Origin of the sequence: Petrocella sp. FN5, assembly GCF_029210395.1 — a bacterium.
GTDB lineage: Bacteria > Bacillota > Clostridia > Lachnospirales > Vallitaleaceae > Petrocella.
The window spans coordinates 86,061-102,719 of record NZ_JARGDP010000001.1; the positions used below are offsets into that span (position 1 = coordinate 86,061).

The 16,659-nt window shown below is 37.2% G+C and carries 15 protein-coding genes; 14 read left to right on the forward strand and 1 reads right to left on the reverse strand.

What is annotated here, in order from left to right:
• The first annotated feature begins 13 nt into the window (after window positions 1-13).
• From P0N36_RS00425 to P0N36_RS00435, 3 genes are all read left to right on the forward strand, one after another.
• Window positions 14-1,603 carry a response regulator transcription factor gene (locus P0N36_RS00425; RefSeq protein WP_275840716.1) on the forward strand — a complete coding sequence of 530 codons (1,590 nt, stop codon included), beginning with the start codon at window positions 14-16 and terminating at the stop codon, window positions 1,601-1,603.
• 37 nt (window positions 1,604-1,640) lie between these two features.
• Window positions 1,641-3,377, forward strand: a complete 1,737-nt coding sequence (locus tag P0N36_RS00430) for a sensor histidine kinase (protein ID WP_275840718.1) — start codon at window positions 1,641-1,643, stop codon at window positions 3,375-3,377.
• Window positions 3,378-3,480: 103 nt separating this feature from the next.
• On the forward strand, window positions 3,481-4,242 hold the full coding sequence (locus tag P0N36_RS00435; protein WP_275840719.1) for a tRNA threonylcarbamoyladenosine dehydratase: 762 nt from the start codon (window positions 3,481-3,483) through the stop codon (window positions 4,240-4,242).
• Window positions 4,243-4,347: 105 nt separating this feature from the next.
• Here P0N36_RS00435 and P0N36_RS00440 read toward each other — a convergent pair whose 3' ends face one another.
• Window positions 4,348-5,454, reverse strand: a complete 1,107-nt coding sequence (locus P0N36_RS00440) for a hypothetical protein (RefSeq protein WP_275840720.1) — start codon at window positions 5,452-5,454, stop codon at window positions 4,348-4,350.
• A gap of 538 nt (window positions 5,455-5,992) precedes the next feature.
• Between P0N36_RS00440 and P0N36_RS00445 the strand changes: the two genes are divergently transcribed.
• The 11 genes from P0N36_RS00445 to cutA all read left to right on the forward strand — a co-directional run bounded on the left by P0N36_RS00445 (window position 5,993) and on the right by cutA (window position 16,370).
• Window positions 5,993-6,973, forward strand: coding sequence for a sulfurtransferase (locus P0N36_RS00445; RefSeq protein WP_275840722.1), 981 nt, complete (start codon window positions 5,993-5,995; stop codon window positions 6,971-6,973).
• Window positions 6,974-7,120: 147 nt separating this feature from the next.
• Window positions 7,121-8,911 (forward strand): FAD-dependent oxidoreductase, encoded by a 1,791-nt coding sequence (locus P0N36_RS00450; protein ID WP_275840723.1) that lies wholly within the window; start codon window positions 7,121-7,123, stop codon window positions 8,909-8,911.
• Window positions 8,912-8,913: 2 nt separating this feature from the next.
• The gene (locus P0N36_RS00455) at window positions 8,914-9,699 is read left to right on the forward strand and encodes a (Fe-S)-binding protein (protein WP_275840724.1); all 786 of its coding nucleotides are present in this window, start codon (window positions 8,914-8,916) and stop codon (window positions 9,697-9,699) included.
• A 16-nt stretch (window positions 9,700-9,715) separates the two neighbouring features.
• Window positions 9,716-10,393, forward strand: coding sequence for a TVP38/TMEM64 family protein (locus P0N36_RS00460; protein WP_275840725.1), 678 nt, complete (start codon window positions 9,716-9,718; stop codon window positions 10,391-10,393).
• Window positions 10,394-10,519: 126 nt separating this feature from the next.
• Entirely contained in the window at window positions 10,520-11,749 is a 1,230-nt protein-coding gene (locus P0N36_RS00465) for an ABC transporter substrate-binding protein (RefSeq protein ID WP_275840726.1), read from the forward strand.
• A complete protein-coding gene (locus P0N36_RS00470; RefSeq protein ID WP_275840727.1) occupies window positions 11,730-12,620 on the forward strand; it encodes an ABC transporter permease in 891 nt (296 codons plus the stop codon). Before P0N36_RS00465 ends, P0N36_RS00470 begins: the two co-directional genes overlap by 20 nt.
• Window positions 12,620-13,408: an ABC transporter permease gene (locus P0N36_RS00475; protein WP_275840728.1), complete on the forward strand. Its 789-nt coding sequence runs from the start codon at window positions 12,620-12,622 to the stop codon at window positions 13,406-13,408. The genes P0N36_RS00470 and P0N36_RS00475 overlap by 1 nt, the downstream gene beginning before the upstream one ends.
• A 14-nt stretch (window positions 13,409-13,422) precedes the next feature.
• Window positions 13,423-14,475: an ABC transporter ATP-binding protein gene (locus tag P0N36_RS00480; RefSeq protein WP_275840729.1), complete on the forward strand. Its 1,053-nt coding sequence runs from the start codon at window positions 13,423-13,425 to the stop codon at window positions 14,473-14,475.
• Window positions 14,469-15,056, forward strand: coding sequence for a CDP-alcohol phosphatidyltransferase family protein (locus tag P0N36_RS00485; RefSeq protein WP_275840730.1), 588 nt, complete (start codon window positions 14,469-14,471; stop codon window positions 15,054-15,056). The genes P0N36_RS00480 and P0N36_RS00485 overlap by 7 nt, the downstream gene beginning before the upstream one ends.
• A gap of 113 nt (window positions 15,057-15,169) precedes the next feature.
• Window positions 15,170-15,994 (forward strand): stalk domain-containing protein, encoded by an 825-nt coding sequence (locus P0N36_RS00490; RefSeq protein ID WP_275840731.1) that lies wholly within the window; start codon window positions 15,170-15,172, stop codon window positions 15,992-15,994.
• A gap of 58 nt (window positions 15,995-16,052) precedes the next feature.
• On the forward strand, window positions 16,053-16,370 hold the full coding sequence (gene cutA / locus P0N36_RS00495; protein ID WP_275840732.1) for a divalent-cation tolerance protein CutA: 318 nt from the start codon (window positions 16,053-16,055) through the stop codon (window positions 16,368-16,370).
• Window positions 16,371-16,659 lie beyond the last annotated feature (289 nt).

A 16,659-nucleotide genomic window follows, 5' to 3' on the forward strand; every position in this document is an offset into this window, starting at 1 on the left:
GGCGAGGTAGACGATGTTTAAAATACTGATTGTGGATGATGAATATAGAACAAGACAAGGGATTTGTAACCAAGTTGATTTTGTAACATTGGGAATTACTGATGTTGAAGAAGCAGATGATGGTATTCATGGGTTAGAAAAAGCAATGACTTTTATGCCGGATATTATTTTGTCGGATATAAAAATGCCGAGAATGGATGGTATAGGCTTTGCGTTTGAAGTGCGTAAGGCACTACCACATTGTCGCCTTATTTTCATGAGTGCTTATACAGAGCTAGATTATTATAGGAATGCAATAAAACTCGGTGCGATTAACTATATTGAGAAACCATTGGATTTAGAAGAATTAAAGGCCGCCATAAGAAATGCGATAAGTGATCTAAAACAATATAGAAATATGCAATCACTAAAAGAAGAAGTAGATGTTTTAAGAGAGAACAACCAACATGTGATGATGCGACAACTATCAGCGTTAATGATCAGCCGGAAAATTAATGAAGCAGAATTAGTGAATAAGTTTAAAGACTTGAATTTGAAGCTTGACCCTCAGAGTACCTATGTTACCCTATTGGTTAAACACATTTATAAAGAGCATTTAGATTCATATGAACAAGAAGAGGTAAAAAATAGAATTGACACATACTTATTTGAAGTGCGTGAAACAGTAGATGTAGGTTATGTCTGGCACTACAAGCAAGACCAAGTCATTCTTAACTGTTGGAACAAACCAGGTCATAAGGTTCGAATGAGTGAAAGAAACCTAATGTCACTAGCCAAAAAACTATATCTGTTTTTAAATAATTTTTGTAAGCCCAACATAAGTATAGGCAAAGTAGTGGAGCAGATGAATGAAGTTTATGATTCTTATGCAAGGGCGGTGATTACCAATGAAAAACTTTTTTTCAAATCAGGTGAAATGATTGAAATATATAAGCATGGGGGAGAAAGCAAAGTTTTAAATTTTGATTTAAAGGATTTGATGGTCTTTGCTGGTTTATTGGAGAAGGAGAATAAGACCGGAGCGATTTTATATGCCAAAGGTCTATATGAACAGCTGATAAACCATCAAGATACGCCCATTAATTCGGTTAAAGAAATCTACTATCGACATCGATTAGAAATACTAAAATTTTCTACATCAGGTAATCATAATGAAAGTGATATGATACTTAATGATTTGAACCCGATGACAAGCCTATCAGCTCTTGATACATATTTATGCCAAAGTATTCATGAATTTTTCCACCAAAGAGATGCTCAAAATGAGAAGAATAATCTAACAAGATCCGTAGAAAGATACATCAATAGGAATTTTAAGGATTGTAATATGACAATTGAAACGATGTCACAGGCCCTTGGTGTTACCAGTTCTTATCTCAATGTTGTTTTTAAGAAAGCTATTGGTATTACCATTAACAAATATCTGACCCAGTATAGACTTAATAAAGCAAAAGAGATGCTAAAAGAAGAGAATCATCATCATCACTCAATAGCACAAATAGCCATGGCCGTTGGTTATTATGACCCGGACTATTTTTCAAGAATCTTCAAAAAAGAAGTTGGTTGTACAGCAACAGAATATAGAAAAAAATTCATGATTTAGGGGACCGATTATGTTAAAATTGTTTAGGAGCGTTAATTTGAAAAATCAATTATTAATCAGCTATATTGTACTGATTGCGTTACCTTTACTGCTATTTAGCCAACTTTTTTTTAGGGAAGTTTCATCGTTGCTGGAAGAAAAAATAATATATTCAGCTACACAGGCATTTGATCAAGGTACGGACTATGTGGCTTATAAAATCGATAAAATCATTAAGATATCTGATCAAATTGCTGTGGATAGTAGGGTGAAAGAAATACTTGAAAGAGACGTTGATGTTACACAAAAAAGACAACTCTTAGAAGACCACTACGACTTAAAAGAGAGAATTAAGTCGTATGAAGAGGATCAAGATATTAAAGATATTGTTGTGTATATTAATCCTCAGTTACCCCATGATGATATGGAAGAGGAGGTCAATTCAATTGATTACGCTATGAAACAACATTGGTATAGTCAATTACCGGGTGCCGGTTCTAGAGTTTTCATGGTACCGCCACTATTTTATACCAATCCGAACATCAAAGAAGAACCAATACTGTCTTTAGCAAGGAGAATAACCGGCTCAACGGATTATGTGAAAGTCATTGGTTACCTTAGAATCGATTTTGCCGGGTCGACCGTAGGATCAATATTGACTTATGCCAATGCCATACACGGTTCACTAACATATATTCGTAATCGAGATGATAGAATTGTGAGTTCTACCAACATGGAGTTGTTAAGTCAGTATCAACTTTCTCTACAAGAAGTTGAATGGATGGTTGACAAAGCTCAGTGGGAAGTTCTTATAATGAATAATGAGCCCTGCTATGTGAAAACAAGACTTATTCCGGATACGGACTGGACCATCATAACCATTATACCAAAAACGAAAATTTATGAAGAAGTAGCCGGTTTGGTAAGGTTAATGTATATATTTTTACTATTAATAATACCTGCAGCCATTATTTTTTCAATATTTTTTGCCAATCAAATCACTAAAAGACTTTCAGTTTTATCAGGGAAAATGAAACTGGTCACTGAGAATATATATGATGAAATTAATTTTGATGATAAGCCCAGTGATGAGCTGAGTGAACTGGCAGGTTCATATAATTTTATGGTAAAACGGATTGAGAACCTTGCAAAAAGTCAATATCAGCTTGGTCTTAATATGAAAAGCACAGAACTTGAACTATTACATGCTCAAATCAACCCCCATTTTCTATATAACACCATGGACATGATCAATTGGATGAGTTATGAAAACAAAGGCGAAGAGATTAGAAAGATTACTAGGGCGCTATCAACATTCTATAAGCTGAGTTTATCAAGAGGAGAAAGTCTCATCTCCATCAAGGACGAATTGACCCACGTTGGACTCTATATGGAAATACAGAATCATCGACTTGAAAAGCCTATAGATTATCGAGTGTATTGTCCTAGAGACCTGCAAATGTATTTGATTCCCAAAATAACATTACAGCCAATCGTTGAAAACGCTGTGGTCCATGGCATCTTGAATAAAAAAGACAAAGAAGGCATCATCACCATTAGTTGTCAGGACGACAAGGAACAGATAAAGATTACAATTAAAGACAACGGTGTTGGCATGCCTTTGGAAACCTTGGCTAGCATTTTGTTAGAGGATCATGAAAAAGGATTTGGTCTTCGAAACATACATGCCAGATTATTGTTAACCTATAATGAACGATGCGGTCTGTATATTGATTCTAAGGAGAATGAAGGTACAACTGTAGAAGTACGGTTGATGAAAAGAAGAATGGTTTAGAATATATTCCATAAAGACGCTAAAAATTCATGTGACAAATGGTGAAAATTCTGGTACATTATGGAAGGATAACGTTTATTTTTTTGTGATTAGGAGTAATGATATGTTACATGCATTTTCAAGAACTGAAATGGTCATTGGTACGAAAGGATTAGAAATACTTAAGCATAGTAAAGTGGTTATACTGGGGATTGGCGGTGTTGGCTCCTATGTTGCAGAAGGTCTCGCTAGGTCAGGCGTGGGTCATTTTATTCTTTGTGATGATGATGAGGTCTGTTTAACCAATATCAACCGTCAGGTCCAAGCCACAAGGCAAACCGTGGGAATGTTAAAAGTGGAAGTTATGAGAGCCAGAATCTTATCCATTAACCCGAAGGCAAGGGTAGAAATCCATCCCTATTTGTATAACAAGGAGTCAGCAGATCGGATTATTCCGACAGATGCGGATTATGTTGTGGATGCCATTGATATGGTGAGCGCAAAAATAGATGTGGTTTTACGATGTCAAGATGATAATATACCTTTAATGGCTTCCATGGGGACAGGTAATAAGCTGAATCCTACGATGCTTGAAGTCTCCGATATCTATAAAACCAGTGTTTGTCCTCTTGCTAAGGTCATGAGAAAAGAGTTGCGCAAAAGAGGTGTAAAAAAGCTTAAGGTTGTATATTCGAAAGAAATACCTATAAAGCCTATAGATATCGGTAGTGACTGTACGACGGACTGTATTTGTCCGAACAAGGACAGGACCTGTGATCAGAGACGGTCTATACCTGGAAGTGTTTCTTTTGTACCATCTGTTGCCGGTATGATTATAGCTTCTGAAGTTATAAAAGACCTGATAAAAACAAAAAAGCCTATTTAGGCTTTTTTTGTTAATCCTATTCAAGGAAAGACATACTTTAGTATATACGTCAAGGTCCTTTCCTTTCGAACCATTCAGAAATATGAGCAGAGCTCATAACGAAGCCTAGCTTCTTTTCTTGGAATAGCTGATTCTGGATTTAATGATGTCAATAAAGATGCTTTCGATATCTTTTTTCGATAAAGGACATCGTCCATGGTCAATACGCCAGTTGCGCATATAAGTAAAAAAACCGAGATAGTCTTCCAAATACTTGGTTGAAACATTGGCCATATCCTGACAGATAAATTTTTGTATGTCAGCATGTAGCTTAAGCGACATATCGGATGAAGACATACCGTTAATATTAAGATCCTTAAAGTAGTCAAAAGTTAATATAGCTTTATCACAAGGTTCGCCAGGTGGATTAGTTGTGTGTGTGTGTTTCTTATTAGAAGAAGCTGGGATGGTATGACTGTCATCTTCCAAATAGTGCTTCAATGCATTAAAAATATCTTCCGGCTCGCTATCGCCCATGCCAATAACATTGCAAATACAATGACCGGTATTATCAACAGCGGTTGCAATGGTTGTATAAGCTACCTCTGAAGTTTCTTTCTTTACAGAAAGCCGACCGGTTCTAGGCTTTCGTTCTAGCTTTAAATTCTTATAATTCACCAATGCACGGGAACCCTTTTGTGATTCGCGAATGGTGATACCATCCATATGGACATAGTTGGTTAATTTGATTTTTGACATTTGACTAAGCACATAAATCAGCTTATGACGCATGAGAAATACTGTTTTATGATTGATATTGTTACAGTCAAATTCATCTTCTAGGGTAGACTGAATTTCCTTTAAGGAGTAGCCATGAATAGTGAGTTCAAGAAAACGAACCCAGATGTCCCAATGCCACTTAGTTTTTTCAAGAACCGTACCACTAAAAAGGGTGTAGGTTTTTTTACAGTCTTTACATCTATAGCGTTTAACCTCTTTACGTATGGCATGAATGGTTTGACAACTTGATCCACAAGAAGGACAAGTGTTATTGATATCGAGTCTTTCCAATCGTCGCTGAAAGTCGATGGCGATCAGCAGACTAAGCTCTTCGTGGAAATCCAACTTCTCCATTTTTGAAAAAAGTAAAACGGCATGTTTGAAATCCTTATAAGGGAGATGCTCAATAAGTTGTATTAAAGCATGTCGGTTAAGTTGTTCAAATGTTTCCATTTTAGCCTCCAATAGTTATAATTTTAACAAATAATAAACCATCTATCGAGTTGAATTTTCACAAACAAGTAATCCCAAAATACTTCAAAAATATATATAATGATATTATACCACAGTCTCAAAGATTTGGATGATAGAAATCAAAAAGAACACAAACCAATATAGATAAAAGAATAAGCACCGATTATTACACTATGATGCATTTTTATCTTGACATTGTTCCCGGTGTGAAGTAAAATTAACTTAATGTTTATTTAGAATACATAAAACCATAATGTTTGTCGAGACGCTGCAGAGAGTAGAGAGTTAGCCGGTGGTCTGGGAGATGGATAGGGTCGTGGTTTTATTTTTTTGCATAGACGGTAAAAAATTTTTATAGCGCCAAATATTGTGAATAAATACACAAAGCGGAAGTGGTTTCTGTAATTCTCAGGATTAATATGGTAAAAGCGGTATAAGGGACTGCTTAAGCCTTTATTAATATATTAACTGTGATAGGGTAAAAACCCTAGACACACAAAAATTAGGAGGAATAGTTGTGAAGAATAAAAAAGTAATCATTTCATTGGTAGTCGTAGCGGTTTTAGCAGTTGGTGCCTTTATAGGTTGGAGAATGATGTACGGTGTTCAAAAAGTGGCAGTAGACTCATCAGAGCAAGGTCAAAAAATTGAACAATATGCGAATCCGGATGCATTTATTACACCTTTTCAATTAAAAGAACTTATGGAAGACGGTGGCGATGTTGTTGTACTTGGCGCACTTAATCCTACAAGTGCAGATGCACAAATAGCAGGGTCATTTAGCTTCTGGCGTGGTGCATATTCAGCAGAAGAAGGTGCTTATCCATTTGGCGGTATGAGTGCAGATGTTGCAAAGATGGAAGCCTTTTTGTCATCCATGGGTGTTACAGAAGATACAATCCTTGTAACTTATGCTTCTAACAGTCACCATGATGCGGCAAGACTTTGGTTCCAATTAAAAAGCTTAGGGCATGAAGATGTTAGATATTTAGATGGTGGCCTTAATGCATGGGCAGGCGCTGGTTATCCTACAGGTGGTAGCAACCCAACAGTAGAAGCCACTAATTATAAAGCACCGAACCCCAATACGAACTTCTTAGCAACTTTAGATGACGTTGTTGCTGCCCTTGATGATGCATCCGTTGAAGTATTAGATACAAGAGCAGCGGATGAGGAAAGCGGCGAAAAAACACTGGATGGTGCATTTGGCCCTGGTAAAATCGAAGGTGCAGTTTTTATTCCTTGGACAGCAGCGGTTGCAGAAGACACAACTTTAAAAACTATAGATGAACTTAAAGAAATTTATGGCGGTGTTGAAGGTAAAAGTGTAATTTCATATTGTCAATCAGGCGTAAGAAGTGCCCATACTTTGTTGGTACTAAGCCAAGCATTAGGGTATGAGAACATTAAGAACTACGATGGTTCATGGATTGAATACAGCTACGAAGTCTATGAAAATGGCAATGAACTTGCTAGAATTGAGAATGGCGCAGAATAATTAACGATAAAAAATATTTTTAATAAAACAAAGCATAACATCCGGCAAGATCTTGAAAACAAGGTATTGCCGGATAGTTTGCAATTAGACAAGAATGATAGTGACACTCAAAGTCAAACACCAACAATCAAACTGGAGGTCAAGGTATTGAATAAGGTTAAATTTAACGAAAGCATCTTAAAAGATGCTGAAAAAATTGTTGATGAGTGTATGGGCGAAGCATCGGCATTTTGTCAAAGCCGTTGTCCAATGCACACAGATGTCAAAAAATATGTGAATCTCATTGGTGAAAAAAAGTACGATGAAGCTGTTAAGGTTATTAGAGAACAGTTGTTTTTGCCGAACACACTAGGAAGAATCTGTGCCCATCCATGTGAAATGGATTGTAGAAGAGGTGTTGAATATAACCAACCTTTATCCATAGCAGCTCTAAAACGGTTTGCAGCAGAGCAAGCGGACGACGAAAAATTATGGGATGTGACAAAAGAAGGGGATAATGGGAAAAAAGTTGCCATTATCGGGGCCGGACCGGCGGGTGCTCAAGCGGCAATCAACTTAAGCAAATTAGGCTATGATGTAACAATATATGATAAGCTTGAAGTATTAGGTGGTATGATGCGCGTGGGCATACCTGCATATCGTTTGCCAAGAGATATTATTGATTATGAATATACATATTTGGACAAACTAGGTGTCAAGTTTAAAATGGGTGTGGAAATTGGTAAAGATATCTCATTTGAACAACTAAAAAATGATTATGACGCCATTTTATTGGCTCATGGCGCCCATAAAGGAAATGTCATTCCAATACCTGGCCATAAGTCAGAAGGTGTCTTCCCAGCGACAGAGTATTTGATGGAGATTAGTTTAACCCAAGCCTTCAAAGGTGCGGGCAAACGCATCATGGTAATCGGTGGTGGTGATGTTGCCATGGATTGTGCCAGATCATCCCTTAGAATTGGTGCGGATGAAGTGCATCAATGTTCACTCGAGGATTTTGACAACCTTCCAGCATCAGAAGAAGAGATACATGAATCACTAAAAGAAGGCATTCTTTTTAATGCCGGATGGGGTCCAGTTGAAATCTTGTCCAAGGACAACAAAGTAACAGGCATTAAAATGAAACGTGTTAACACCATTTTCGATGAAGCTGGTAATTTTGCACCAACATACCATAATGAAGAGCGAATCATAGAAGTAGATACGGTTGTTATGGCAGCCGGTCAGTTGGTTGAAGATGTAAGTGGTGGTTTGTTAGAACAGACCCGTGGCGGCCGCTTTGTTGTAGATAAAGAAACATTAGCAACAAGTGTAGAGAACATCTTTGTTGCCGGTGATGCTTGTGGTAGCAATATCGTGGTTGAAGCCATGGCACTAGGTAGAAAAGCGGCTATTAGTATTGATAGAAGGTTACAAGGTGTTGATTTATTAGAAAATAGAGATTTTCGATTAGAAGAGATTTATGATACCAATCTGGAAATACCTTTACCAAAAGGTACAGAGAACCTTCAGCGACTGCATACAAATATGCGCCCTGTTAGTGAACGTATTAAAGATTTTGCACAGGCGGACCTAGGTTTTACAGAAGAACAAGCTCTAAAAGAGTCTTCAAGATGTCTATCCTGTGAATGTAAGCTTTGTATGAAAGAATGTATTATGATGAACGATTTTGGTGAATGTCCTAAAGAAATTATGATGCCCTTAGCAAAAGAAGGCGATATGAACGTTCTTATGGCTTATTCCTGTAATGGATGTGATAACTGTACCATCGTTTGCCCACATGAGTTACCGATGAAGAAGATTTTTGTAGGTGCTAGAAAAGACTATGTTGCAGCCAACCATGGAGAATCTCCAATACCCGGTCATAAAGCAATCAAAATGCATCAAATGCTTGGTTTCTCAAAACTGTTCACTACCAAGAAGCGTGGAGGTAAATAATTATGGCGATTATTATAGATAAGAGCAAACGATATGGCTTTATGCCGGGTTGTAGTTTACCATCCTATAGTCCGGAAGCGGTCATCAAAACAACAGAATACTTAATGTCTGTTTTCCCAAAGTTCTCAGCGGTACAAAAGTGCTGTGGTAAACCGACCAAAGCCGTGGGACAATATGACTTATTCAAGGAACGTTTTGCAGAGCTTCAAAAGGACATGGACGATGTGGGTATTGAGAATATGATTGTGGCTTGCCAAAGTTGTAAGTTAACTTTTGATGAAGCGAGTAAGACACCAACTTTTTCATTATGGGAAGTATTACCTTTGATTGGTCTTCCGGAAGGATTTAAGGATAAAGCCAAAAACAGTGATATTGTGTTTACCATTCATGATTCCTGTTCTACCCGTAACGATCGACCCTTGCAAGAGGGTATTAGATGGATTCTGGATGAACTTGGCTATAAGTACATTGAGTCAGAATACGCTTTTGAAAATACCAGATGTTGTGGATTTGGTGGTATGGTTGTGCCGGCAAACCCTGAAGTGGCTAAAAAAGTTATGAAACGAAGGGTAGAAACTTTGGATTCTGAAAATGTGGTGGTCTATTGTTCAGCTTGTCGTTCTTCCTTATTACAAGGTGGAGCAAAATCATGGCACATTTTAGATCTTGTCTGGGGTCCTGTGGTACAAGCAGGTGATATGGCACCAGTCGATGTGTTGGCTAAACCAGTCAATTCATGGCTAAATAGATATAAATCAAAAGCCGGTATCAATAAGGCTTTCAAATAATTGGAGGAAACACATCATGAATAAAACAGTAAGAACACTGCTTATTGTAGCAGTACTCGCAGTTGCATTTTTTGCCATCTGGAAATCAGGCTTAATCGAAACCGTTTCTGATTTCGATGCATTCAGAGCTATGATTGAACGTGCCGGTTTCTGGGGTTATTTTGTATATGTATTAATTTTTATTGCGGCGGCGGTATTTTCTTTGCCGGCATCGGTCATTACCATAACCGGTGGTGTTGTATTTGGTCCTATACTTGGAGCTCTACTTGCTTTGACAGGGGCAACTTTTGGTGCAGCAGCAGCATTCCTTGTAGCGAGATATCTTGCTAGAGGCTTTATTGTGGATAAGTTTGGAGAGAATGCCATCTTCAAGAAAATTGAAGCCGGCGTGGAGAAAAACGGTAAAGATTTCTTGATCCTAACCAGACTGGTTCCTGTATTTCCCTATAACATCCAAAACTATGCCTATGGTGTAACTAACCTGAATTTTGGTATGTATGTTATTATTTCGGCAATCACGATGGCACCGGGTGCATTTATATATGCTTATATGGCAGGTGAAATCGCTGTAAACGGTATTAGCACCAAGTTGTTTATACAACTCATTATTGCAGGGATTATCCTGTTTGGTGTATCCCAGATACCGAAGATATTGGCCAAGAAAAAAGGTATTGATATGAGTGATATTAAGTAAATTCAGAAGAGATGCTCAGAATCAGATTATTATCAAACAAGATAATGGTCTGATTCTTTATCTGTAGAGGTTGCTTATAAGTTGAAAATATGTGAAAATAGTTAATAGATAAAAAGGGAGGATTTTATGAAGAATAAATGGATGATACTGATTTTAATCTTGATTTTTATGAGTGCTTTGGTTGGATGTAAAAAAGAAGCGATTATAGAAAAAGACATAGCAGAAATGAGTTTTGATGAAATCATTGAAGCGGCACGTGGCACCACTGTAACCTTTTATGGTTGGGGTGGTAGTGAAGACATCAACAAATGGTTGGATGAAACCGTTGCAAAAACTTTGATGGATCAATATGAAGTTACTTTAGAACGCGTGCCCATGGTTCCTACTGAGTATTTACCTAAATTATTAAATGAGAAGCAGTTAGCCAGTGAAGGTACCATAGATGTGCTTTGGATTAATGGTGAGAATTTTTACAGTGCAAAAACCAACGACTTACTTTACGGACCATTTACAGAAAAATTGCCAAATTTCAATACCTATGTAGATGGGACTTCACCGGATGTTTTGTATGATTTCGGTCAACCGGTAGAGGGCTATGAGGCACCTTATGGTAAAGCGCAAATGGTTTTTATTGGTGATACAGATCAGTTATTGACTTTACCCAAAGGTCATGAAGAATTACTAGAACTTGCCAAAGCCCAACCGGGGAAATTGACCTATATTGATGCAAGTCATTTTACGGGTAGTGCTTTTGTAAGAAACATTATTTATGATATTATAGGTTACGAAGTTTTTATAGATCATGTTGCGGACAAAGAAGTCTTAAGAGAGACCATACAACCGGCAATCGACTATTTAAAAGAGTTAAAGCCTTACTTGTGGCGTGAAGGTGTGACTTATCCGGCGGAAGATGCGCAGATGGATAACATGTTTGAGGATGGAGAAATATATATGACCATGACCTACACACCATTTCATGTGGCAGGAAAGATTGCAGATGGTTCTTTCCCAAAAACAGCTCAAGGGTTTTTATTTGACAAAGGCACCATTGGCAATACACATTTTATGGCGATGCCTTTTAATGCACCTAACAAAGCCGCAGCCATGGTCTTAATCAACCATATCTTGTCACCAGAAATTCAAGTGACCAAATATGACCCTTCCATATGGGGAGATCTTCCTGTAACGGATCCACTGAAGCTGACAGAAACGCAGATGGCATTGTTTGATGCTGTTGATATTGGACAAGGGACGGTTCCTCAAGAAGAATTGCTGGTAAAGCGTATGCCGGAGATGAGAGCAGACCTCGTACCAATTATAGAGGAAATTTGGCGTGATGAAATACCGGGCAACTAATTTTCGCAGAAAGTTAAAACCATATATAATGCTTATGCCGGTTATGATTTTTATCATCGGTATATTTATCACTGGATTAGTATTCGGGCTCTTACAGAGTCTCGGATACTTTCCGGCCTTAGGCTTATATGAGATTTCATTAGATTATTATAAGAATGTTCTTCATAATACTGATTTTTTGTCTTCTTTTAAGTTTAGTCTTTACACTTCATTTGTAGCCACCTTATTATCGGTGGTTTTAGGTGTTCTTTTATCCTATTTAATTATATACACCAAAAGCAAACGGGTAAAAGGTTTGGTTAATGTCTATAAAGGACCTATTTTGGTCCCTCATACCATAGCGGCGTTATTGATTTTCATACTATTCATCCAAAGCGGCTTATTGGCTAGAATTTTTTATGGCTTAGGCATCATTAAAGATATGTCGGATTTCCCACCTTTGATTTTTGATGGAGGCGGTATTGGGATTATACTTGCTTATTTATGGAAAGGCTTACCTTTTATAACCTTTATTACCATAGATATACTAAGAAATTTAGATGAAAAATATGCTAAAGTCGCAGCCAATCTGGGTGCCAGTCATATACAAGTTTTTAGGTATGTGCTTTTACCCCAACTGTTTCCGACCATAGCATCAGGTTTTATGATTCTTTTTGCCTTTTCCTTTGGCGCCTATGAGATTCCTCATTTACTGGGTGCTTCAACGCCCAAAGCTTTACCTGTCCTTGCCTATATATATTATGCGAACATAGAGTTGGCGAATCGCGCCAATGCCATGGTTATAAACATGTGTATTGCTTTCTTTGCTTTTATCGCATTAGGCTTGTATGTTTTAGCCTTTAGATTACTCAAAAAATATGGAGGTGCATAATGCGAAAACTGTTGAAGTATATGATGCTTCTCATGATACTAATACCCTTTATTGTGATGTTAATCTGGAGTGTAACCAGTAGCTGGCCTTGGCCCCACTTGTTACCCAGGAACTTTTCTCTTAGAGGTTACTTTTATGCAGTTCATCCTACGACCAAAGCCTTTACCATATTGTTACGAAGCATCCTCCTTTCAATAATTGTAACATTGATCACACTAACGATAAGCATCCCGGCGGCTAGAGCCATAGCTTTTTATGACTTTAAAGGTAAATCTTTAGTCAAAGTCCTTATTCTTATGCCTGTAATAGTACCCATGTTGAGTGTGGCTATGGGGATTCATTTGACTTTCACAAAGCTTGGACTTGCCAATAATTATATAGGCGTCATTCTGATTCATGTGGTGCCCGGCATACCTTATGGTGTTAAGATATTGCTTAGTATATTTGAACTTAATGGAAACAAAGTTGAAGCACAAGCAAGGGTGCTTGGCGCGTCCTCTTTACAAACCTTTAGATACATCACTTTGCCTCTGATTATGCCGGGTATGGTTATTGCCGGATCTATGATTTATATCATATCCTTTAGTCAATATTTTATAACTTTTTTAATTGGCGGTGGTCGCGTTGTTACTTATGCCATGTTTTTATTCCCATTTGTGCAGTCCGGTGATAGAACAATGGCATCGGCACTCAGCATCATTTTTATTTTATCTATTGCTTTGGTTGTGTATATATCAGAAAAATCCGTTGGTTTCTTCTATCAGAAGAGCAGTAAATATTATGTATAGAAATAGGTGGTATTATGTCCAAAATCAGGATAAATGATTTAAGTAAAGCATATGATGGCAATCAAGTTATTCACAATATAGATATGGAAGTTGAAGAAGGCGAGCTTGTTGTTTTACTTGGCCCTAGTGGATCGGGAAAAACAACATTGCTTCATGGCATAGCCGGTCTTGTTCATATGGATAAAGGTAGCATTTTTTTTGATGAAGAATGTATTGATCAAGTACCGATTGAGAAAAGAAATGCTGTTTTAGTGGATCAAAGTCTTTTACTCTTTCCTCATATGACCCTCAATCAAAACATTGGTTTTGGTTTAAAAATGCGGGGTGTGCATAAAAAACATATTGATGAAAAAGTAAAAAACCTGGTTGAATTATTAGAGCTTGGGGGGCATGAAAATAAAAGACCCAATGAGATCTCAGGAGGTCAGATGCAAAGAGTAGCGATTGCAAGAGCCTTGGCTATTGAGCCAAGAGTATTGCTACTGGATGAGCCTTTCTCCAAGTTAGACATTGTACTTAGAAAAAATATGCAAAAATTCGTAAGAGATCTTCAGAAGAAACTTGGGATTACTATGATTATGGTCACCCATGATAAAGAAGAGGCACTCTCTATGGCAGATAAAGTGGCTGTTTTGTTAGATGGCACCATTCAACAGTTTGACACACCGGACAAAGTCTATGAAAGACCTGCGTCCAGAGCGGTTGCTGATTTTTTTGGTATGAGAAATTATATAGAAGGTTATGTTGAAAATGGACTACTTGTTACAAAAATGGGCGCATTTAGAACCCATCATTCAGAAGGGCTAAAGTTAACCTATGTATTTAGGCCTGAAGAAATATATATGAATCATGAAACGTTTGAGGGTACTTTAGGTGTGATACTAAGCAGAACATATTTAGGGGATAAAATTACTTATGAAATAGCATGTAAAGATCAAATATTACATCATATAACACTACAGCATAAAAGCTTCAAACCTGGTGATACGGTGATGGTTAATTTTGATTTTAAGAACGCTATATACTTTATGACAGCAAGTAAAAACAAGGAGAAATCAACATGTTAGATACAAAAGCACGAAGTATTGTTCAGCCTTTTATTGGTAAATGTGCGGAGATGTTTATTAGGTGGGGGTTGTCAGCAAACCAAGTTACGCTATTGGCCTTAGTGATTGGTTTGATACCGGCCATTATGATGACCATGGGTCTTTCGAGCTTACTTGCGGTCTCTATTTTATGGCTATCAGGATTGTTTGATGCCGTAGACGGCACCATAGCAAGAAAAACAAATACAATGTCTCCCTTTGGTTCTGTCATGGATATTACCTTCGATCGCTTAGTGGAGATTTCATTGCTCATATCCATAGCTTATCGCTATTCCAATGCACCTATGGTCTTTGTCGTACTGGCTTCATCCATTATTCTTTCCATGACAATATTCCTGACCGTCGGTGCAGCATCAGAAAAAGCAAGTGAAAAAAGTTTCTATTACCAACCGGGGCTTGCTGAACGAACAGAAGGGTTCATCCTATTTTCTTTGATGATGATCTTTACTAACTATGTTGATATATTGGCTATGATTTTTTCGGGGCTAATCCTTCTAACAGCATGTCAGAGATTCATTGAAGCTTATAAGCATTTAAGGTAGAGAAAGATAAGGCAATTGAAGGGTTGTCATTCGTTTCTTGCAAGTAATGTGACCTTATGCTACAATCATTTTATGTTTAAAAGGCGCATCATTAACGAAATGGAGTGTGAAAAATGCAGAAATCTATAATGACGACCATTATGGCACTGATTATATTACTAAGCATGGGATACAACACTGAAGCGGCTATGATGAAACTGGATATTCGCGTAAATGATATGATTATTAAAATGGACAGCAATCCCTACATTAAAGAAGACCGAACAATGGTGCCGATTCGTGCTGTGGTTGAAGCTTTAGGTACCGAGGAAGTGATTTGGAATGAAGAAGACAGAACCGCTACCATTGTACTGGGACCTAAGTCGACTACATTCAAAATCGATAGTGTAAACTACTGGGTAAACAATGAAGAAAAAACGATGGGTGTGGCGCCTACTATTGTTAATGGGCGAACGATGTTGCCACTTAGAGTTATAGCTGAAGAACTGGCGTTTGATGTGAACTATAATCCACTGATTCGAACGGTAGCAATTAACAATCCTTCTGTTGAAGTATCTCAAGAACAGATAGCGGACAACCAATATAATTATGAAGACATTCTATGGCTTGCAAGGATTGTAAGGGTGGAAGCGAATGGTATTGGCTATGAAGCCAAACTTGCTGTAGCAAATGTTGTTCTAAACAGAGTAAAAAGTGGTAGATTTCCTATGTCTATTAAAGAGGTTCTTTTTGATACGAAATACGCTACACAATTTCCCCCGGCCCACCGTGAAAGTTTTTTAACATTGGAACCAGATTTGGAGAGTTGGGCCGCGGCTAAAAATGCCTTGGACGGACATAATAATATAGGACAAAGTTTATTTTTTAATCATAAACCCTTCCCAAATAAATCCAGCGACCTATATAGAATTATTAATGGAGAATATTTTTATTACTAGGATACTAAGATATTGCTAAATAGTAATAGGCTAAGAATCAAAGATTAAGGAGGCATTTATGGAAGATGGATATATTATTATCATGACAACATCAAGAGATTATAGAGAAGCAGATTATATTACTAAAATACTGCTCGAGGAAAAACTTGCAGCCTGTATACATTCATCAACAGAGTATAGCCATTACTACTATAATGACAAGTTGCACCATGATGAAGAAATAAGATTGATGATTAAGACAAAGAAGCATTTATATGAAGAAGTCGAAAGAACCATTAAAGGCCTACATTCATATGAACTACCTGAGATTATCGTCATACCAATTGAAAGTGGCTCAAAAGAATACTTACATTGGATAGATTTTATCACTAAATAAGGTTACAGTATCAAAACTATTAGTTGAACTCTTACAATCAAAATATAGTTATGATGCATCAACGTAATCTATATGTTGATTGTAAGTTAGAGAAACTTAGTATTGATACTGTAACCCAAAGTATCAAAACTATTAGTTGAACTCTTACAATCAAAATATAGTTATGATGCATCAACAAAAGGCTGCCTTTATCAAAATGAGGGCAGCCTTTTATGTTGGTTAATATTATAACAAGAGTTGTGTTTAAAATATTTATATTATAATTGAATATACTTATATTGAATCTATC